This window comes from Flavobacterium anhuiense (genome assembly GCF_900101855.1).
GTDB lineage: Bacteria > Bacteroidota > Bacteroidia > Flavobacteriales > Flavobacteriaceae > Flavobacterium > Flavobacterium anhuiense.
In genome coordinates, this window is the sequence record NZ_FMVC01000010.1 from 44,918 (window position 1) to 65,279 (window position 20,362).

Consider the following 20,362-nt stretch of genomic DNA (forward strand, 5'->3'; position numbering starts at 1 on the left):
TTCGCTTAGTTATTCAGCGTAAAATTTAGTCCAACAGAAATTGTAGTTGGTCGAGGATAATTGTTGTATTTATCAATACCAGGAGCTGCCAACCCAGTTTGATCTGTACCATCTTGAGCATTTAAGCCAATTTCTGGATCTACACCTTTGTAACCTGTAATTACAAATAAGTTTTCTCCCATTACATACATTCTAAATTTAGATTTCTTGTATTTCAATGGCAAAGTATAACCAAAAGTCAAAGTCTGAAATCTAAAGAAAGAAGCATCTTCAATCCAGTAATCAGAATACTTTGGGGCAGAAGTAATACCGCTGCTTAAGAAAGAATCTGGCACATTAAAAGCTGGCAGTCTATTTGGGTCGTTTAACATCATGTTGGTAGCATTTAAAGCTTTTTGTCCAAACATTCCGTATCCAGAAAATCCAAGATCAAAATTTCCGTAAGTAAAATTCATTCCGATACCTAAAGTCAAATCTGGCTGAATGTTTCCTAAATCTGTTTTGTCTGCATCAACCAAAGCGCTTTCCTCAACAACTTGTCCTGCTGCATTGTAATACTGAATTTTTCCATTAGCATCTAAACCAGCATTTTTGAATCCCCAGAAAGTTCCAACAGGATATCCTTCAGCAATGATTTGAGAATATTGTCCAGACATACCTGCTAAACCATGAAGAGATCCGCTATAGATAACATCTGTTTTATAGGTTGGGTTTGACAGTTTTTCAATTTTCTGAACGTTGTGTCCAAGAGTTAAATTAGCATTCCAATTGAATTTATCTCCTCGAATAATATCAGCATTCAAAGTTAACTCTACCCCTTTGTTTGACATTTCACCAACGTTTGCCAGCATTGTTCCCACTAAATATGGTGGCTGAGGCACTTCATACGTATATAATAAATCTTTGGTTGTTTTAGAATACCATTCAAAAGATCCTGTAATTCTGTTGAAAAGTCCAAAATCGAAACCAATATTAACTTGTTCTGTAGATTCCCATTTCAAGTCAGGATTCGGGTTTTGTTTTGGAGAATAAGCCAAACTCCAAGTTTTTGTAACTGGATCGTAGTAACTGTCGTTTCCAACTCCCAAAATAGAAAGTGATTTGTACTCACCAATTCCGTCCTGATTTCCTGTAACTCCGTATCCTACTCTAAGTTTTAAATTATCCAACCATCCTTTTGAAGATTCCATAAATTCTTCGTTAGAAATTCTCCACGCAGCAGAAGCAGATGGAAAAGTTCCCCATTTATTGTTTTCTCCAAAACGGCTAGATCCATCACGTCTTACCGTTGCTGTCAATAAATATTTGCCATCGTAACCGTAGTTAGCACGAGCATAGAAAGAAACTAAATTTGATTTTCCTTTGTATGAATAAACATCACTCAAACGGTAATTGTAACCAGCTCCTAAATTGTTATAGCTGAAAGCATCTGTTACAAATCCGCCTCTTTGCGCTCCAAAACCTTCGTAGATATTTTCAAGGTAAGAATAACCGGCTAAAGCACTAATGTTATGTTTGTCGATCACTTTGCTGTAGTTTACATAAAGTTCACCTTGTGCATTGGTATATTCTGCATACGTTCTTTGTGCAAAACCGCCTTCAGTCTGTCCTTCCATAACCGCATAAGATGGTTTGTAAGTGCCTCCTTTTACAGCATTATGTTCTAACGAAATATTCGCTGTAGCAGTAAAGTCATTCAAGAATTTTACATCTGTTTTAAAATAACCTAAAAGTCTGTGTCTCTCATTATCGAAAGTTCTGTTAGTTAAAATCTCAACTGGATTTTCGTAAATATTTCCTGTTACCACACTAAAATTTCCGTTGGCATCGTAAACTGGAATTGTCGGATTTAAGTTGTATGCTCTTTCAAAAATTCTGTAATCGATTGGATGCCATTTGTCAATATTTGCAAATAAACCCATATCAAATTTTACTTCTTTGTTGTCTCCCAAAAATTGGTAAGCGCTAACATTGCCGCTTAATCTTTCTAAACCTGACTTTTTAATAACTCCTTCGTTGTTTAAGTAAGAAAGCGAAGTTCTAAAACCGCTATCTGCTTTTCCAGAATTGATGCTTAAAGTATGAGACTGAGAAATTGCCGTCTGCTCAATTGCTTTTTGCCAGTTTGTATTTGCTCCATAATCAACCGCGTCTGCAATTTGATTCTGACGAACATATCCTCTCCATTGGTTTGCAGATAATAAATCTAAGTTATCATTTACGTAACCTATCCCAGTTTGTCCGTTGTATACAACAGAAACTCCTTTTGTTCCAGATTTTGTTGTAATCATGATTACTCCGTTTGCACCACGAGAACCATAGATTGCAGTTGCCGAAGCATCTTTAAGAACGTCCACCGATTTAATGTCTGAAGGTTGAACCACGTTTATGTCAACACCAGCAATTCCATCCACAACGATTAGCGGACTATTGCTTGCTGTTAAAGAAGTTCCTCCACGAAGACGGATTGTAGAACCCGCCGCAGGATCTCCAGAAGGACGAATAATATTCAATCCCGCTACTTTTCCTTGCAAAACTTGCTCTGTAGAAGAAATGTTTCCTTTTACTAAATCATCTGCTCCAACAGTCGAAATTGCTCCTGTCAAATCTGATTTTTTCACCTTTCCATAACCCACAGAAACTACTTGAACTTCTGCTAAAGTGTAGCCGTCATTTTGCAGACGAACCTCAACGTTAGAAGTACTTCCGGTAATTTGGATTTTCTGTGTTGTTGATCCGATAAACGAAACTTCAATTGCACCTCCTACGGCTACCTGAAGACTGAATTTACCATCAAAATCTGTTGTAGTTCCGTTTTTTGTTCCTACTTCAATGATAGAAGCTCCCGGCAATACCGTACCTGTATTGTCATAAACGGTTCCTGAGATTTGTTTTTTCGTCTGCGCGAAAGTGCTGGCAGAAAGAAAAAGCATAAAAATCATCAATACCGCTCCTTTAGCAGTCCACATTTGATGCAGGACGCTTTTTTTATTTTTACTATTCATTAGAATTGGTGTTTTAATTTAATAGTGATTATTTATCTAAAGTTTTAAGCGGAATCGTCGTATCCGAAATCGTTTTGTCTTTATTATCTTTTACCAAAACGTGGATTTCACTTAAATTTGGAACTCCATTTAGTTCTGAAACTAAATTGACAAAACCTTTAATTTCTGAAGTTCCCCCTGTAAACTCACCAGAAATCGTTTTTGGTCCAGCTGTAATCGTGTAGATCAATTTGTTTACCCCTACCTCGTTATTTTTTCGCGACATTCCAAGAAAATCCTTTTGGCTAATTTGCGATGGAAAGAAAGCAAAACTTGGCGGCGGCGGCGGAATAAATTCTCCTGCATAAATAATCTGATCGCCAGAATTTGTGGTCCAATCTTTTGCTACCATGAGGAAAGTGATGTTTTCCATCACAAAACCTGGCTCGGTATTGTAGTATTGCTGTGGAATCAAATCCATTCTGTAGAAACCATTTCCAAGATCTTTCAATTTTGTCTTTTCAGAAACTTCTGGAATCCAAGCCTGATATTCTTGCAAAACAGCCCAGTTGTTTAGACCACTATGAAAGTGAACACTTGGCACACCTGCAAAACCATCTTTTAAATTTGAATTGAATAAAATACTTACCGGTTTATCAATCAAAGGTTTGGAAGGATAAGATCTGATTAACTCATTTGCTGTATAAAAAGATGAAAAATCAGTATATGGCACATTGGCAACATCACTCTGTTTAGATCCGTTTTTGTTTTTCAAACGAAACCAAAATCCATCGCTCTTAGCTATTTGTTCTGGAGTTTTAGAAAAATAAACTGTTGGAGTTAAAGTAAAACTCCAGATTTTATTTCCTTCATACTTTAATTTTGCAAAGTCAGAAGAGTTTTCCCAGTGTCCAGCATCTGGTTCAGATGGAGACCAAATCCAGATGTATAAATCTTCCGTTTCAGCAAATGTCGACGCCGACATATCAAAATACCACGTAACCTGTTCATCATATTTGTACACAACAGGAAATGACGATATAGGCCCTACAGCTCCAGCGGCTTCTTGTGCCTGAATAAAATTAGGAGCCATCAACAAGGCAAGTAAAATTGTATATATAAACTTTTTCATGTTACTTTTTAATTAATAGCATTTAATTTAAACACATAAGACACAAAATCTACACCTCCAGAAGCATGCGTCAATTGAATCTGCATTTCTTTGGTTTTACCTGGAACTGAAACTAATCTCAATTCATCTGTTTTCTGCGTTTTTTGAGCATCGCTGTACAAATAAATTTTTGTTCCAACACCATTGGTCTGCTGAAAATCTGAGCTTAATGCCCAATATCCTTTAGGAGCAAATAACGGAGGGACATCTCCTATTACTTCATAACTTGTTGGATTGTTCTTTTCATCTACGTTAAATTTGATTTTAAAATCTTCGTAGTTAAAATAAGTACTCAAGTTTTCTTCGTTTGGTTCGATCTTATTTGCTTTCGCAACTTCATCAACCATTTTCAGATTTGTTAATCCCCAATTTCCATTTACTTTTTCATAAAGAGTAATCGGTTCTACGTAGCTTCCGTCATCTGTGTTATCGCATCCGATAGCAAATAAACACATCATAAAAGCTAGCCAATAAAGACTTTTACATTTCATAAATTTTTGGTTTTCGTTAGTTTGTTATCCCCTTCAAAAGGATACAGCGAAACTAGACCTTAAATAAATCCTAAAAAAAAAATCTGAGAAAAATCAAGATGAAATTCAAACAATAAAACACTTAAGTATTTAAAAATTAACCGTTTACAATTTTAAACATAAACAAAAAATCAAGATGGTGTTAAGATAAAAAGCAGCGGTTTTTAAATGGTAAAAATGACAATATGTAAAATAATAAGTATATTTTTTTCAATATGCATATATATAACCACTTTTTATTGTATAATTGCAAATAAATTACCTGTTTTTAACATTTACAGCTTATTTTCACCCTGAAAATCCCCTTTAAAGCGATGTTATTAAACATTTTACAACACTTAAAAAACAGGTTTAGCTTAATCTCAAACTTATTCTTATTTTTAAAACCTATTAACTAATTATATCTATCAACCAACCTTTTTCCCTAAACCAAAACAAATCATGCAAAGAATATGGATGCTGTTTTTCTTCCTAGGCATTTTTTCTCTTACTGCAAAAGAGACAAATCCTTATTTAGAAGAATTAGATCAAGCGCTCTTGAAAAAAGAGGTTTATCTGAAACAGAAATATCGAAAAATTGAATCTTTAAAGAAAAATATATCAAAGTTTACCCTTAGTCAGAATAATGAAGAACTATACAATTGCTATATGTCATTGTTTGACGAATACAAATCTTTTAAATATGATTCGGCGTATTATTATTTAGATCAGGCAAAAATCAAAGCAAAAGTTTTAAAAAACCCAAAACATTTAGCCAAAAGCCGAATAAAAGAAGGCTTCGTCCTCCTTTCTTCTGGACTTTTTAAAGAAGCAATTGATACTTTAAATGTGGTTGATGAAAGCCAATTAGAGATCAAAAATAAATTTGAATATTACAGCATCAAAGCGCGTGCTTATTATGATTTGGCCGATTATAGCAGTGATCAGCGTTTTAATATTCATTATATACAGCAAGGAAACCATTTTCTTAAAAAAGCTTTAGAATTAATCGGAACAAATACCAATGAATATTGGGCGGCAGAAAGTTTGAAACGCTTGAAACAACAAGACTGGAGAGGCGCCGAATTTGCTTTCAGCTATTGGATTAACAACTATAATCTGCCTCCAGACTATTATGGAATCGCAACTTCGAGCCTTGGTTATATTTATTCCGAAAGAGGTTATACCAAAAAAGCCATTCAATACCTGGCACTCGCCGCAATTGCCGATGTTAAAAACGCTACGAAAGAAACCGTAGCACTTCGAAATTTAGCCAACGAACTCTTTAAAATGGGTTATCTGGATAAAGCAAACGAATATATCAACATCGCAATGGATGATGCCACTTTTTATAATGCAAGACATCGAAAAATTGAGATTTCGTCCATTTTACCTATTATCGAAAAAGCACAGCTAAATAATGTAAAGGATAAGAATGATAAGCTGGAGAAAATTATTATTCTTTTGACAATCTTAACGGTTATTATTTTTGTTTTTCTCGGCATCATTTTCAAGCAATTAAAAGAAAAAAATAAAGCGAGAAAAATCATGGCCGATTCGTATTTGCAATTGCAGGAAATGAATGTGAGTTTGAGCGAAGCCAATGCAATTAAAGAAGAATATATTACTTATTTTATCAAAGCTACTTCGGCTTTCATCAATAAAATAGATCATATCCAGAAAAGTACGCTTCATAAAATCATCACCAAAAAAACAGATGAAGTTATTGCGAGTTTGAAACGTTATAATGTTAAGGAAGAACGAGAAAATCTGTTTCATCAGTTCGATGAAATCTTCTTGAAGCTGTTCCCTACATTCGTAACGGATTTCAATAAATTATTCCCAAACGATCATAAATGCATTGTCAAAAAAGGCGAGCTTTTGAATACCGAATTACGAATTTTTGCTTTATACAGGTTAGGAATCCAAGACAGCAGTCAAATGGCTGAATTTCTGGAACTTTCTGTAGCTACCATTTACACGTACAAAACCAGAATTAAAAGCAAATCTGATTTTAAAGATACTTTTGAGCAGAAGATTATGGAGATTAAGACAATCTAAGCTGCTAAGTTTTTTTTTAGCCACGAATTCACGAATTTTTATTGAAAATGATACGTGAAATTTGTAAGCAACAATTACGCGAATAGATATTAAAAAATAATTCGTGAATTCGTGGCTAAAAAAAGTTATTCCCCTGATTCCAATTGCAAAATGGTATTTTGATAAATGGTACTTAGTGAAAACAATTGTTCTGCAAAAATCATAGCAGCAATCGGAACAAAGAAAAATGCGATTAAATCTTCTTCATATAAAAAGTAAGTCGAAATCATCGCTAACCTAGTATATTCAAGATAATAAATCCATTTTCGTTGTTCTAATAGAGCTCCGCAATTGATTAAGGTTATAATTACTAGCGAAAGCACAAAAACTTTATCATACAAGTCCAAATAATCAAAATAATAAGTGAAAACAGTTAAAATAAGCGTGCAGATGCCTAATTGTATATATAGGTAATTTTTAAATCGAAGTCTCTGATTTGGAGCTGCTTTATCTTGCAGAAAACGTTTCTCGAGAATCGGACGAATATCCTGATCCATATCGGCAGGGCTACCAAAAATGGCATTCCATCTGGCTTTGAATCCGCTGGAGCGTTTCCATAATTCGTAGATTTCGAAGTAATAATGAAAATGCTGCCACAAGAAACTATAGCTTTTCAGCGGATGCGTTAATCCGTATTTTGGTTTTTCTTCTTCAGTCTGGAAAGTTCCAAAAAGACGATCCCAAAAAGTGAACATATCGCCATAGTTTTTATCCAGATATTTTTCGTCAGAAGCATGATGCACTCCGTGAACAGAAGGCGTTACAAAAACATATTCCAACCATTTTATTTTTCCGATGAGCTGGGTATGCGTAAAAAAGGAGTAAGCACCATGTACAATCAGCATGGTAATCACCATACTTGGATGAAAACCGATTAAAGGTAGCACACACCAAAATCCCGTTCTGATGATAGCTTGAAATGTAGTAATTCTGGCCGCAGCCGTAAAATTAAATTCTTCACTGTGATGATGAACAATATGTGCCGCCCAGAAAAAATTGACCTCATGGCCTAATCTATGATACCAATACCAGACAAAATCAGTAGCTAGAATTAGTGCAAACCAAACCAAGGCATTGCTCGGAATCTCAAATATTCTATAATCGTCATAAATCAAATAATACAACTGATAAAAGCTGGCCGCAACAAATAGGTTAATCAAACGTTCTGCAATTCCGATGGAAATATTGGAAACGGAACTTTCATAATTAAAAATTTCAGGCCTTTTTCTGCGTTGGGCAAGCTTATATTCTAAAAACAAAAAAAGAAAAAAGGCCGGCATAGCAAATGCTAGAAAATTGATGTTTTTCATTTATGTGATGCTTTTCGATTCTAAAAATTATGTTGGGTAATATAATTTTAACACATAGGAACATAGATTTTTATTGTTTTCCTCTTCTTGAGATTACAAAAAAAGCAAGCTTTAACACATAGCTATGTGTATTCAAATTAGTGAAACGCCTTTATAGACTAACAAAAACTATGTTTCTATGTGTTTAATAATTTTCTTTTAATAATCAAACGAAAAAGACATTTCCATCAATTCCGTTTTCAGCAGACAAAAAACGTAATCAACGAAAATGATCTTTTACGAAATAAACCTGATTTAATTCTGCTTAAACAAAGGAGCTTCCAAAGCCACTTCTTTTACCGATTGTGTTTCGGCTACTTTTTTCAAAGCAATAATATAAGCAGCAATACGAGGCGTTACATTGTGTTTTACTGCCACTCTAAAAACAGTTTCAAAACCTTTTTCTAATATATCCTCCAGACGTTTATTAATCTGATGGATTCTCCAAGACTCCAAAAGCGAATTCTGAAGCCATTCGAAATAAGAAACGGTCACACCGCCTGCATTGGCTAAGATATCAGGAACAACTAATATATTTTTATCATGCAAAATCTGATCTGCATCTGAAGCAACTGGGCCATTAGCACCTTCAACAATAATTCTGGCTTGAATGTCGCCTGCATTTTTGTGCGTAATAACATCTTCTTTAGCAGCTGGAATTAAAACATCAACATCCAAAAGCAATAAATCTTCATGTTTTATAGCAACTGAATTTGGATATCCTTTTATGGTTTTGTTATTCAGATTGTAATACAAAATCAGTTCAGGAATATTAATTCCGTTCGGATTATAAAATGCTTCAGAAACATCGCTTACTGCTACAATTTTCACTCCTTTTTCATGCAGAAATAAAGCAGAGTGTAATCCAACATTTCCAAATCCTTGAATTGCTGCTGTAGCTCTTGCCGGTCTGATTTTTAATTTTTGAAGCGCCAAAATCGTAATGATGCTTACGCCTCTTCCCGTTGCTTCTACTCTACCTAAAGATCCGCCAGAATGAAGGTGTTTTCCTGTTACAACCGCATGAATTGGTCTTCCGTGCAGTATTGAAAACTCATCCATCAGCCATCCCATTTCGTCTGGACCTGTTCCCATGTCTGGTGCAGGAACATCTTTTTCTGGTCCGAAAATATCAGCTAAAGCTTTGGTGTAAGCTCTTGTAATTTTTTCTAATTCAGTTTTAGAATGGTTTCTAGGATCGCAAATAATGCCGCCTTTTGCTCCACCAAATGGAATTCCAGTTACAGCAGATTTCCAGGTCATCCAGGCGGCAAGTGCTTTTACCTCATCCAAATTAACACCGGTATCATAACGGATTCCTCCTTTTGAAGGTCCTAAAGCGGTATTGTGAATCACACGATATCCTTCAAAATTTTGAACGTTTCCGTTATCTAAAGTGATAGAAAAGTTTACCGTAATTTGTTTTTCTGGGCGCTGCAGTTTTTGTTTAATAGATTCATCTAAATTCAAAATATCTGCAGCGATATTAAAGCGATCAATCATAGATTGAAACGGATTGTGTTTTATAATTTCTGAGCTCATACTATATAGTTTTTAGGTTTGGGTTATTTTTTATGTTTATCAACCTTCTCTCTGAAGATTGTGTCTATTTTATACTGGCTCCTAGTTGCAACACGGAATCTTGATTAAGCAGCGGCGCATCAAAATTTTCATATTTCTGTTGGTTCTCATATCTTGATTTTTTAACGATTCAAAAAAAAGCCTTTCATGGTGCAATGAAAGGCTAAAAAAAAAAATAACTAACAAGTACTTTCTCTATTAACGCCATTTCAAAACGTGATTCATCATGCAGCACATCGCAAAGCAGCATGGAAAAGACGTTCTTATATTTTGACTATAGTTTTTCATTGTTGAAACAAAGCTACAAAATTATATTTATAAATTCTATAGAATTAGTAGAGTTAATTTAAAACATTTTCAATTTACTTACAAAAACAGCTGTAAATTAAAGGATTACAAACTAAAAAAAATTACTGCAATTGCGATAAAAATATAAAAACAACCGCTATAAGAGCTAAAAACAGTCCCAAAATATTTATTTTAGATAGTTTTTCTTTGAAGAAAAAAGCGCCAATAAGAGTTCCTAAAATAATTACCCCCATATTCATTCCGGCAAAAACTGTCGATGGATTTTCTGAAAATGCTTTATGCGCTTTTAAATAGAATAATATATTCCCGAAGTTGAAAATTCCAACCAATATTCCGAAAGGAATGCTTTTTAGAACAAAATTTTCTTTCGCTATAAATAGCTTATACAGCACGATTACAATAGAAACGGCAAAAGCAATTAAGAAAACAAAAAATAAAGATGTTGTATAAGGAACTACAGTATACAAAGCTATTTTCTTAAAAAGAATGTCTATTATTCCAAAACCAAGTAAAACTGTTGCTGGATAAATCCATTTGTTTTCTGCGTTGTCTGATGGCTTTTTTAAGATAAATAAAAGTGCTGCAAAACCAACTAAAACTCCAATAACTTTATAACTATTAAATCCTTCATTAAATAACAGCCAAGCCGCCAAAATCGGAATAAACAATGATAATCTTTGTGCAGCATCTGTCTTTGCAATTCCCATATATTTTATAGAAAGTGCGAGAAACAGAAATAATATTGGAAGTAAAATTCCAACAGAAGTATAAATTTCTAATGGCGCATTATGATCTAATTCTTTGAGATTTGGACTAAAAGTGAAATAGCAAAGTGCAATTGCCGCTATATAATTGAATGAAATTATCTGAGAAGGATTAGCATTATATTTTCTTGAAATTTTGAATATAACGCCAACTGTAACACTGCATAAGATGCTTAAAATAAGAAACAACATAAATTTATATTTGGATTGTAAAAGTAAGTATTGCAAAATAAAAAAGTCCAGCCAGTTTTAAAAAACCAGCTAGACCAGATTAAGTTTTAATGCAATTCAATAAAATTTAATTTAAACACATAGAATCATAGATTTTATTCTTTTCTGTTTAAGATTGCAAAAAAAGCAAGCTTTAACACATAGCTATGTGAATTTAAATTAGTGAAACGCCTTTTTCTCAATTTGTAAAAACTATGTTTCTATGTGTTAAACAAAAACTTCATCTCATTTTTTAGAACTTACTAATATAACTTCCGTAAATATCTCTAAACTGATTTCCTTTTGCAAAACGGTCTTTACTCAGTTTTTTATATTCAACCAACCCCCAAAGGATGAATTCTTTCATAAAATAAATATCTTCTTTTGCTAATTGTGGCTGGTATTTTTTTAATAATTCATCCAGCGGCGTTACTTCATCTAAAATACTTTTGTATTCTGCATCAGAAGCGTCATCTAATAATTCAAATCCACTTTCCGCGAAAAACCATTCTACAATATCAGAATATGGTGTTTTTTCGTCTGGCTTTTCTAATTTTTCTATTTTAGGGAAATATTCTGGGAATAAAGTTCTAATCGCAGATCCAATCAGACTTTCCGCTACAACATCAGCTCCCTCCTGCTCTCCTTCGTAAACTAATTCTACTTTTCCTGTAATGGCTGGAATGATTCCGATAAAATCAGACAAACGCAAAGTGGTTTTATCAACACCAGAAATTAAGGCACGGCGTTCTGCAGTACTGATTAAATTTTCGAAAGCTGTAATACTCATTCTGGCACTTACACCACTTTTATTGTCGATGTATTCGCTTTCTCGGGCTTCAAAACTGATTTGCTCTAAAATATCTCTGGCCAAACTCGGAACGTAAACAACGTCGGTTTGGTTTTTATCTAATTTTGATTCTTGTTCTGTAATCGTTCTTGCAATTTCGATACTTTCTGGATAATGCGTCAGAATCTGAGAACCGATTCTATCTTTTAAAGGCGTTACAATACTTCCTCTATTGGTATAATCTTCCGGATTTGCTGTGAAAACAAACTGCATATCGAGAGGCATTCTCAATTTAAAACCTCTAATTTGAATATCGCCTTCTTGCAGAATATTAAATAATGCCACTTGAATTCTGGCTTGCAAATCGGGTAATTCGTTGATTACAAAAATACAGCGATTCGCTCTTGGAATCATTCCGAAGTGTATTACGCGATCGTCTGCATAAGACAGTTTTAAATTTGCTGCTTTAATTGGGTCAACATCGCCAATTAAATCGGCAACCGTTACATCTGGAGTGGCAAGTTTTTCGAAGAAACGTTCACTTCTGTGCAGCCATGCAATTGGCGTTTCATCTCCTTTTTCTGCGATTAAATCCTTTGCAAAACGAGAAATCGGATGTAACGGATCGTCATTGATTTCTGAACCTTCCACAAACGGAATATATTCATCCAATAATTCGACCATTTTACGAGCCAAACGCGTTTTCGCTTGTCCGCGAAGTCCCAACAAATTGATATTATGACGAGATAAAATTGCGCGTTCCAATTCTGGAATTACGGTATTTTCGAATCCGTGAACACCTTCAAAAACAGGTTTTCCCGATTTGATTTTTTCACGAAGATTATTTCGCAATTCGTCTTTAATGCTTGTACTTTTATATCCAGCGGCTTTTAATTGACCTAATGTCTTTATAGTTTTTATTTCCATTGTGTTGAAATATAGTTTTTGTTTGTTTATTGATGTGTGCTTCGACTCCGCTCAGCATGACAATTAATAGGTTAGACTCACTGCAGTGCGTCTCTACGATATTCGTTGCTTATATTCATCTTCAAAAGAAACCTTTATCACTTTGTCTCTTTGTTACTTTGCTATTCAGAACCTTAGTATCCTAGCAACCCTATTTAATCCTCTTCTTCCTATTTGCTTCATAATCCTCAAAAATCATTTCACCCAAACCTTTAATTCCGGTATAAAATGCTTTCCCTTGATTAGCCTCAGTAAACTGATTTACAAAACGCTGTAAATACGGATCTCTCGCAATCATAAAAGTCGTAATCGGAATATGGAGTTTTCTTGCCTGTTGTGCTTGAGTATAGCATTTATCGACAATGTATTCGTCCAAACCATTACTATTCATATAATAAGAACCATCTCGCTCGCGGACGCAACTTGGTTTTCCGTCAGTGATCATAAAAATCTGCTTGTTGGTGTTGCGTTTTCTTCGCAAAATATCCATCGCCAATTGCAATCCCGCAACTGTATTGGTATGATATGGTCCAACTTGCAAATACGGCAAATCTTTTATCGGAATGGTCCAGGCATCATTACCAAAAACCAAAATATCTAGTGTATCTTTTGGGTACCTTGTTGTGATTAATTCTGCCAAAGCCATAGCAACTTTTTTTGCAGGAGTAATTCGGTCTTCGCCATACAAAATCATACTGTGGCTAATGTCGATCATTAAAACGGTACTCATTTGAGCTTTATACTGAGCATCTTCTACAATCAAATCGTTTTCAGTCAGCATAAAACTTTCTACACCATTATTGACTTGAGCATTTCGAAGACTTTCCGTTAATGAGATTCTCTCTAAACTGTCTCCAAAATTATATTCGCGGAATTCTCCTGTGTGTTCATCGCCGCTTCCAGCATATTTTGTTTTATGATTTCCGTTTCCAGACTTTTTCAAGTTTCCAAAAATCTGATCCAACGCTTGCTGTCTAATGGCTCTTTCAGTTTTTGCTGTAATGCCAAAACCAGAACTTCCATCACCTTTTACTTCATCTCTGATGTACCCTTTTTTCTTAAGGTCTTCGATAAAATCGTCAATAGTATAGTTCTCGTCGGTAAGTTTGTATTCTTTGTCCAGTTCCCGAAGCCAGTTGATGGCTTCGTCAAAATCACCCGAAGTATGGGTGATCAACTCTTTAAAAATCGTAAAAAGTTTGTCAAACGGAGACTGAAAAGGAGCTTCGTAAGTCTTAAAATAAAAGCCTTTTTTAAATTCGTTTTTCATAAATCTAAAATTACATCTTTTTGGAATTATGAAAAACGAAACGTTTATTAATTTTTAGTTAAAATATTTAACCAAAAATCTCAACTAACAGTGTTAGATGTAATAATTATTCAAAATTTCCATCCAAATAATACCAAGCCTCATTTTCGAATTTAAAAGTAGAAAATTCATAATGCACTTGCGGTTTATTATCTGAATCTAAAAAATAAGCTTTGAATTCTACTGTGTTTTCTGAAAAGCTTAGAATTTCTAATTTCTGCCATTTATTGGAAACTGCCCATCTTAAAATTTCGGGCTTTGAATAATACTTTCTTTCCGAAACATAAGTAGTTTCCATCAAATAATCGGCATTATGAGTGGCATATGCCGAATATCTGGAACGCATTAAAGCCAATGCTGTAGGCGCTTTTTGACCGCCATTTAGATACAGTCCGCAACAGTTTTTAAATAACAGTCCTGTATCGCAGAAACATTTTTTACTCTCCATCGACTGGTTCTTCTCCATTAATTTTTACATGAAGCTGATTTAGCAAAACTTGATAACGGGTAATTTCTCTCACTTCTTCATCCTCCTCAGCAAAATCAATCATTTCATCCAATGTTTCGCTTACTTCCAACAATTTGTTGTTTGCTTCTCTGTCGTTTTTCGCAGCAATCAAATCAATGATTTCCTGTACGTTTGATTTTAGGTTTTCGAATTTACTATTCATTTGTTTATTGTTTGTTTTGTTTCAGCTTTCAAGTTTGAGTTTCGCTTCGTTAACTTGTAACTTGAAACCTGAAACAAATATTTTACTCTTCGTTTTTACTTTCGTTGAATTTCTTCACGATTTCTTTTAATTTTTCTTTTCGGGCAATTTCTGCTTGTTTGGCTTTTGCTTGGGCTTTGTGCAATTTATCGTTGTGCTTTTTGATGTTTTTTTCGTTATTGCGTCCCATTATAGTTCTCTTTTAATTTGTTCCAAAGTTTTTTCAGTAAAAATTAATTCGTTGATAAGCTGTTTTCGTAAATCATCAATATCATCATAATCTAAATGCTTTGCCCAATTGGTCAGTTGTTGCAGATTTCTAATCTGTTTTAATCTTTTTGTGGTTTCAGCACTTGTTCTCAACACCGCTTTTCCATCATATTCAGGATTATTTTTATGCTGATAATTGGCTAGATTTTTTTCAAAATCGGCTTCTATATAATACAGTTTATCAGTTGCATTATCAGGATAAAATTCTGTCCATTTTGCAAAACCAATTTTAGTCTTTGATTCTGTTTCAGGATCACGGGCAATCAAGCGCCACTTACTATTGGCCAGTCTTCCCCAATGATTAGAAACGCGATACATTCCTTCTTCCGTATAATAATAGGTACTTCCTGCTTTGCTTTCAAACTGTTTTTTAAAACCTTTTATGGCATCTGGAAGTACTTCGTTAAAAGCACAAAAAGTGTTTTTAAAAGAATTAGGATGTGGCTTAAAGTTTTTCTGCATGCTGCAAATATACTCAGATTACGGCGAACTCCCTAAAACAAACCTAAATTGCTTACCTTTGCTTCTTAATTCAAAACAAAAAAATCATGTCTAAAGATATAGAACAAAAAATGCCGCAAAAAGGAGTTTTTACCGGCATTATCGAAAAAGATGAAAATAATAATTATTTCTGCGGAGAATATCTTTTAGACTATAAAATGGTTCAAGCGAAATTTAATGTCGGCGATTGGATTACCATAAAATCGGTTATCGAAAATCCAAGCGACATGAGCTATGATAAATATCCTAAAAAATCAAGAAACTTCGATAAGGCCAATCATAAACCGGAATAGATTTATTTTGTTTCAGGTTTCAAGTTTCATGTTTTGTTGGAACGCTTTTTTTTAACGCAAAGAACGCTAAGTTTATTTTTTCTGAGTGTTATAAATTGAGAAGATTTAAGTTCGCAAAGCTTTGTATACATAAAGCTTTGCGAACTTAATGTTTATGAACATTTTGCTTAAAAAAACTTTGTGCTCTTTGCGTGCTTTGCGGTAAAAAAAATCTTAGCGTTCTTTGCGTACTTTGGGTACTTTGCGGTAAAAAAAACGATTCCACTATTCAGTTAATGTTTTAATACCCCAACTTTCTTGAATATTTTTTACATCAAAACTAAAAAGTTAAAAAAAAGTGTACCTTTGCAAAAAATTTGTCGATTTGAACTAAAAAAGAACGATTTCAAACTAATAGACAAGTAGTTACCTTTATTTATGAAAAAAATAGTTGAATACCGCAAGTTACTAAACGTAGACAAAACTGCAGAATTAAAAGATTTAAAAACAATTTATCGTAATGCGATGAAAGAATCTCATCCTGATAAATTTGTTGGAAATGAAGCTGGTTTAAAAGAAGCAGAAGAAAAAAGTAAAACGATTATCGAAGCTTACCACTTTTTAGTAAGTATTCACCCTGATACTATTAAACTTAATTTACCTGAATACACAGAAACAATTTCGACTTGTTCTATCACAGATTTTAAATATGTTGAAGGGCGTTTGATTATTGACTTTTCTAACGGAAGTGTCTATGAATACATCAGTGTTCCTAAAGCAACTTACGTGAAAATGGTAAATGCTGATTCTCCTGCAAGATTTGCAAAAAGACATATTTTAAATGCTTTTACTTGGAGAAAGAAAACAAATCAAGAATAGTTTTATAACACTATATTTTATAAAAAAGCACTCTATTAAACGAGTGCTTTTTTTATGCCAAAAATTTAAAAATTTGAATAGAGATCTCTCAAATATGTTCCACATTAAGAGTTTCTCATCAAATCAAGCCAACAAACATACTGATTTCATGCGTTTTAAGACTAAAAAAACTATAACAAAATTTTAGGTTACAAAATTCTGTATGTTTTATATTTTTAGATACTTTTGTCACACAAATCAATTAACTAATTAATTTTTTATAATGAAAAAAATACTTTTTGTACTTACAGCTTCTGCGGCTATCATTTCTTGCAGCAAAGTTAAAGATGGAGAATACCTTATTACAGGTACTGCTACAGGAATTGAAAACGGAAAAACTATCATCTTACAAGGTCAGGACCCTGCTACGAGAATGCCAGTTTCTCTTGATACAGTAAAAGTTGAAAACGGAAAATTTGAAATAAAAGGAAAAGTTACAGAACCAGCTTTCCACACATTAATTTTACAAGGTGCTAATGGTCCTATCCCATTCATCCTTGAAACTGGAGAAATTAATATTGCTATTGATAAAGATAGTATCCACAAATCTAAAATCTCTGGAACTTACAACAACGACGAGTATTTTGCTTTCATGGAAGAAATGAATAAAACTCAAAAAAGTTTAATTGATTTCCAAAAAAAGAACAATGAAAAAATGAAACAAGCTCAACAAGCGCAAGATACAGCAGTTATCAATGGCTTGATGAAACAATATATGGAAATTCAGAAAGAAGTACAAGAAAGCAGCAAAAAGAAATATTTAACTTATGCTGAAGGTCACCCTAAATCTTTCATTACAGCTTTAATAATCCAAAGTTTATTGAATGATCCAACAGCTGACATGAAAAAATTAGAAGGACTTTACAATGGTTTGGATGAGTCTTTAAAGAATACTGCTCCTGGAAAAGAAATCAAAACTAGATTTGGTCAAGCAAAAATGCCGTCTGTTGGTGCTACAGCTCCACCAGTAGGCAGCGCTAAATGAAGAGCAGATTTTTCGGCTCCAAATCCGGAAGGAAAAGTAGTTTCGCTTAAAGAAAGCTTAGGCAAAGTAACTATCGTAGATTTCTGGGCTTCTTGGTGCGGACCATGCCGACAAGAAAACCCTCATGTAGTAGCTCTATACAAAGAGTTCCATTCTAAAGGATTAAACATTGTTGGAGTATCACTAGATAAAGATGCGGCAAAATGGAAAGAAGCTATTGCAAAAGACGGTTTGACTTGGACTCATGTTTCAAATCTTAAATTTTGGGATGAGCCAATTGCAAAACAATATAATGTTGAGTCTATTCCTGCAACTTTCATTCTAGATGCATCAGGAAAAGTCGTAGCTCAGGACTTAAGAGGTGCTGAACTTAAAGCAAAAATCCAAGAATTGTTAGCTAAATAATTCTACATTTAAAATAAAACAAAAAAATCTCCCTAGTGGAGATTTTTTTGTTGTTTTGAGAAATATGCCATTTAAAAGTAAAATTTCATCAAAATGAAGTAGCAACTCTGATTTAAAATATAATGTTTACAAAAATAGAATAAACCCTATTTCAAACAGCATCTAATAATTTGTTTCCTCTTTAATATTCACTCAAAACATCAATAAAAGTAATGGTTAGAAGTTTTATTAAAGAAAAATCTACAACAGAAAGCCAAAAAACGTAATAAGAATATTCTTATTCCAAAAAATAAATTTTAAAAAACACAATTTGAAAGTTTTTTATTTTATTCAATTCCAATGAATTAAAAAATAACCTTAAAATAACTTAAAATTAAGTCCTTTATTTGTTTGGAAATGTAGAAAACGTTCCTATCTTTGCAACCGCTTAGAACAATAAGCGCAACGCTAGAGATTCGGGGAGATACTCAAGCGGCCAACGAGGGCAGACTGTAAATCTGCTGTGAAAACTTCGCAGGTTCGAATCCTGCTCTCCCCACGGAACGGCTGAAAAGCCAGAAAACTTAAAGTTTTCAAACTTTTCAAAAAGCCACAAAAAATGTCTTAAGACCTGCAAATTCAACGATTTGCGGGTCTTTTTCGTTTTAAGCCTATTTTCACTATTTATAAATGTCCACAAAATTAAAGGTACAAAATCGGTGCACTTTCCAACGCACAGAAAAGTGCACCAGAAACAGCAAAAATCCCTTATATTACAGGGGTTAACGTGATTAACGACTTGATTTGACAGTGATATTATTCTACATTTATTAATTTAAAAAGTAGGATTTTGTTGGAAAGCAGTTTTGGTTTGGGATTCTTTTTAAAAAGACCCAGAATAGAACGTAGAGAATGGATCCTGTATTTCAGAATAACAGTTGACGGTATCCGCAGAGAAAGTTCAACTAAGAGAAGATGGGATAATACACGATGGGGCCAAAGGTTCGAAAAAGCGGTCGGCTCAAAGGAAGATGCAAAGTCGCTGAACTTCTTTTTGGATTCGCTGACTTTAAAAATCAATGAAATCAAAACCGAAATGATGTACAGCGGCAAACCATAACCGCTGAGAAATTATGGACGAGGCCTTGGGAAGGACAGCGCCAAAGGTTAAGTTGCTGGAAGAATTCCAGAAGCATAATGATGAAATGGAGGCGCTTGTTGGAGAAGGGAGCAACAAATAGCTCACCTACAAACTCTTAGCCATAAAATATATCCCACTCTCTTCCAAATCCCACCTCACCGACCAAAATCAAAATAAAACAATCTTAAAAAAAATAAAAAGAGAAAAACTCTAACTAACTATTTAATATCAGACAATTTAAATAAAACAACCGATCTGACTGATTCCACTTTGGCTGGCCAAAGAGAAACAAAAAAACTGAAATTAACCGGCAAAGAACTTGCACAAAAAAGCCATAAAATAAAAAACAGCCTGAAGGCTGTTTTATTTTATTCGGCCCCTACTATAAATTACTGATTTTCAGCAAATGTACGAGAGAGCAATTGGCTGGAAGGGCATCTGGCAAATTACCTTATTTTTTCAAAATAAATTTCTGGGCTTTAAATGAATTGCGGTCTGTATTTTTAATTAAAAAAACACCATCTGCAAGATCTTCCAAGTGAATTGTATTTAGAATGTCTGCATTTAGATTTACTGATTTCACAATTTTTCCTGCACCGTCTATTATGCTGTAATTTCCATCATTTTTGGTGACGATATTTAAAATTCCCTTGCTTGGAATAGGGTACATTATAAAATCAGTTGTTTTGAAATCGTCTAGCCCCAAAGTGCTTACCGTAATGCAATCGGAAACAGCCGTACATCCTGCAACAGTAATTTCAACTTTATAATCTCCAACGGCTGATGGTTTAAACGATTGGCCAGTTTCATTTGCCAGCGGCGTGTTGGGACACTTATACCACTGGTAGATGGCTCCGGAATGATCCGAAGTTAAGATTCCAGAATTTAATGCTACTGTTTTCAGAATTGAAGAAGAATTGTTAATGGTCAATGCTAAAGTTTTAGTTTCGCATCCCAAAGAATACGTATAATTTCCAGAAGTAGTATAAGTAATGCCATTTACAGGCCACGTGTAGCTATCACAAGCGATTTCAGTCTGCGTAGAACTTGTAGAATTGGTGATCGTCAATGCCAAGGTTTTAGTGTCGCATCCCAAAGAATAGGTGTAATTCCCCGAAGCGGTATAAGTGGCCCCATTC

The 20,362-nt window shown here is 34.0% G+C and carries 18 protein-coding genes, 1 tRNA gene and 1 pseudogene; 7 read left to right on the plus strand and 13 right to left on the minus strand.

Translation table 11 applies throughout. From position 1 onward, the window contains the following. Positions 1–5 precede the first annotated feature (5 nt). From BLP44_RS21695 to BLP44_RS21705, 3 genes are read right to left on the minus strand one after another with little or no spacing between them, the layout of a single operon-like run. Positions 6–3,005, minus strand: coding sequence for a SusC/RagA family TonB-linked outer membrane protein (locus BLP44_RS21695; RefSeq protein ID WP_244511833.1), 3,000 nt, complete (start codon positions 3,003–3,005; stop codon positions 6–8). A 28-nt stretch (positions 3,006–3,033) separates the two neighbouring features. Beyond that, positions 3,034–4,116: a hypothetical protein gene (locus BLP44_RS21700; protein ID WP_008467788.1), complete on the minus strand. Its 1,083-nt coding sequence runs from the start codon at positions 4,114–4,116 to the stop codon at positions 3,034–3,036. A gap of 8 nt (positions 4,117–4,124) precedes the next feature. Next, positions 4,125–4,646, minus strand: a complete 522-nt coding sequence (locus BLP44_RS21705) for a DUF5004 domain-containing protein (protein WP_091136223.1) — start codon at positions 4,644–4,646, stop codon at positions 4,125–4,127. Between the two features lie 480 nt (positions 4,647–5,126). Between BLP44_RS21705 and BLP44_RS21710 the strand changes: the two genes are divergently transcribed. Then, on the plus strand, positions 5,127–6,725 hold the full coding sequence (locus tag BLP44_RS21710) for a DUF6377 domain-containing protein (RefSeq protein WP_066034187.1): 1,599 nt from the start codon (positions 5,127–5,129) through the stop codon (positions 6,723–6,725). Positions 6,726–6,850: 125 nt separating this feature from the next. Here BLP44_RS21710 and BLP44_RS21715 read toward each other — a convergent pair whose 3' ends face one another. The 9 genes from BLP44_RS21715 to BLP44_RS21755 form a co-directional block, all read right to left on the minus strand. Further along, positions 6,851–8,074 (minus strand): sterol desaturase family protein, encoded by a 1,224-nt coding sequence (locus tag BLP44_RS21715; RefSeq protein ID WP_066034186.1) that lies wholly within the window; start codon positions 8,072–8,074, stop codon positions 6,851–6,853. 294 nt (positions 8,075–8,368) lie between these two features. Beyond that, positions 8,369–9,655: a Glu/Leu/Phe/Val family dehydrogenase gene (locus BLP44_RS21720; protein WP_170830266.1), complete on the minus strand. Its 1,287-nt coding sequence runs from the start codon at positions 9,653–9,655 to the stop codon at positions 8,369–8,371. Positions 9,656–10,104: 449 nt separating this feature from the next. Beyond that, positions 10,105–10,959 (minus strand): EamA family transporter, encoded by an 855-nt coding sequence (locus BLP44_RS21725; protein ID WP_091136227.1) that lies wholly within the window; start codon positions 10,957–10,959, stop codon positions 10,105–10,107. Positions 10,960–11,230: 271 nt separating this feature from the next. Further along, positions 11,231–12,694, minus strand: a complete 1,464-nt coding sequence (locus BLP44_RS21730; RefSeq protein WP_091136230.1) for a magnesium chelatase — start codon at positions 12,692–12,694, stop codon at positions 11,231–11,233. A 190-nt stretch (positions 12,695–12,884) separates the two neighbouring features. After that, the gene (locus tag BLP44_RS21735; protein ID WP_008467804.1) at positions 12,885–14,003 is read right to left on the minus strand and encodes a vWA domain-containing protein; all 1,119 of its coding nucleotides are present in this window, start codon (positions 14,001–14,003) and stop codon (positions 12,885–12,887) included. A gap of 106 nt (positions 14,004–14,109) precedes the next feature. Then, positions 14,110–14,490 carry a YchJ family protein gene (locus BLP44_RS21740; protein WP_091136234.1) on the minus strand — a complete coding sequence of 127 codons (381 nt, stop codon included), beginning with the start codon at positions 14,488–14,490 and terminating at the stop codon, positions 14,110–14,112. Then, the gene (locus tag BLP44_RS21745) at positions 14,480–14,713 is read right to left on the minus strand and encodes a hypothetical protein (RefSeq protein ID WP_091136238.1); all 234 of its coding nucleotides are present in this window, start codon (positions 14,711–14,713) and stop codon (positions 14,480–14,482) included. The genes BLP44_RS21740 and BLP44_RS21745 overlap by 11 nt, the downstream gene beginning before the upstream one ends. Before the next feature lie 82 nt (positions 14,714–14,795). Beyond that, positions 14,796–14,942 (minus strand): hypothetical protein, encoded by a 147-nt coding sequence (locus BLP44_RS23030; RefSeq protein WP_008467810.1) that lies wholly within the window; start codon positions 14,940–14,942, stop codon positions 14,796–14,798. Beyond that, on the minus strand, positions 14,942–15,484 hold the full coding sequence (locus tag BLP44_RS21755) for a hypothetical protein (RefSeq protein WP_091136242.1): 543 nt from the start codon (positions 15,482–15,484) through the stop codon (positions 14,942–14,944). The genes BLP44_RS23030 and BLP44_RS21755 overlap by 1 nt, the downstream gene beginning before the upstream one ends. Before the next feature lie 86 nt (positions 15,485–15,570). Here BLP44_RS21755 and BLP44_RS21760 point away from each other — a divergent pair, with 86 nt between their 5' ends. The 6 genes and pseudogenes from BLP44_RS21760 (at position 15,571) to BLP44_RS21790 (ending at position 19,202) form a co-directional block, all read left to right on the plus strand. Then, a complete protein-coding gene (locus BLP44_RS21760; protein ID WP_008467813.1) occupies positions 15,571–15,816 on the plus strand; it encodes a hypothetical protein in 246 nt (81 codons plus the stop codon). Positions 15,817–16,233: 417 nt separating this feature from the next. Beyond that, positions 16,234–16,674 (plus strand): KTSC domain-containing protein, encoded by a 441-nt coding sequence (locus tag BLP44_RS21765; RefSeq protein WP_008467814.1) that lies wholly within the window; start codon positions 16,234–16,236, stop codon positions 16,672–16,674. Between the two features lie 262 nt (positions 16,675–16,936). Next, the gene (locus tag BLP44_RS21775) at positions 16,937–17,698 is read left to right on the plus strand and encodes a DUF4369 domain-containing protein (RefSeq protein ID WP_008467816.1); all 762 of its coding nucleotides are present in this window, start codon (positions 16,937–16,939) and stop codon (positions 17,696–17,698) included. An 18-nt stretch (positions 17,699–17,716) separates the two neighbouring features. Next, positions 17,717–18,103 (plus strand): annotated as a pseudogene (locus BLP44_RS23035) (TlpA family protein disulfide reductase); the annotation flags it as partial. A 457-nt stretch (positions 18,104–18,560) separates the two neighbouring features. Beyond that, positions 18,561–18,641: transfer RNA gene (locus BLP44_RS21785), tRNA-Tyr, on the plus strand. A 291-nt stretch (positions 18,642–18,932) separates the two neighbouring features. Continuing rightward, a complete protein-coding gene (locus BLP44_RS21790) occupies positions 18,933–19,202 on the plus strand; it encodes an Arm DNA-binding domain-containing protein (protein ID WP_211516899.1) in 270 nt (89 codons plus the stop codon). 472 nt (positions 19,203–19,674) lie between these two features. On the opposite strand, the gene BLP44_RS21795 is transcribed toward BLP44_RS21790, so the two are convergent. Next, on the minus strand, positions 19,675–20,362 hold a 688-nt coding region (locus BLP44_RS21795), incomplete at its 5' end, for a T9SS type A sorting domain-containing protein (RefSeq protein ID WP_139159230.1).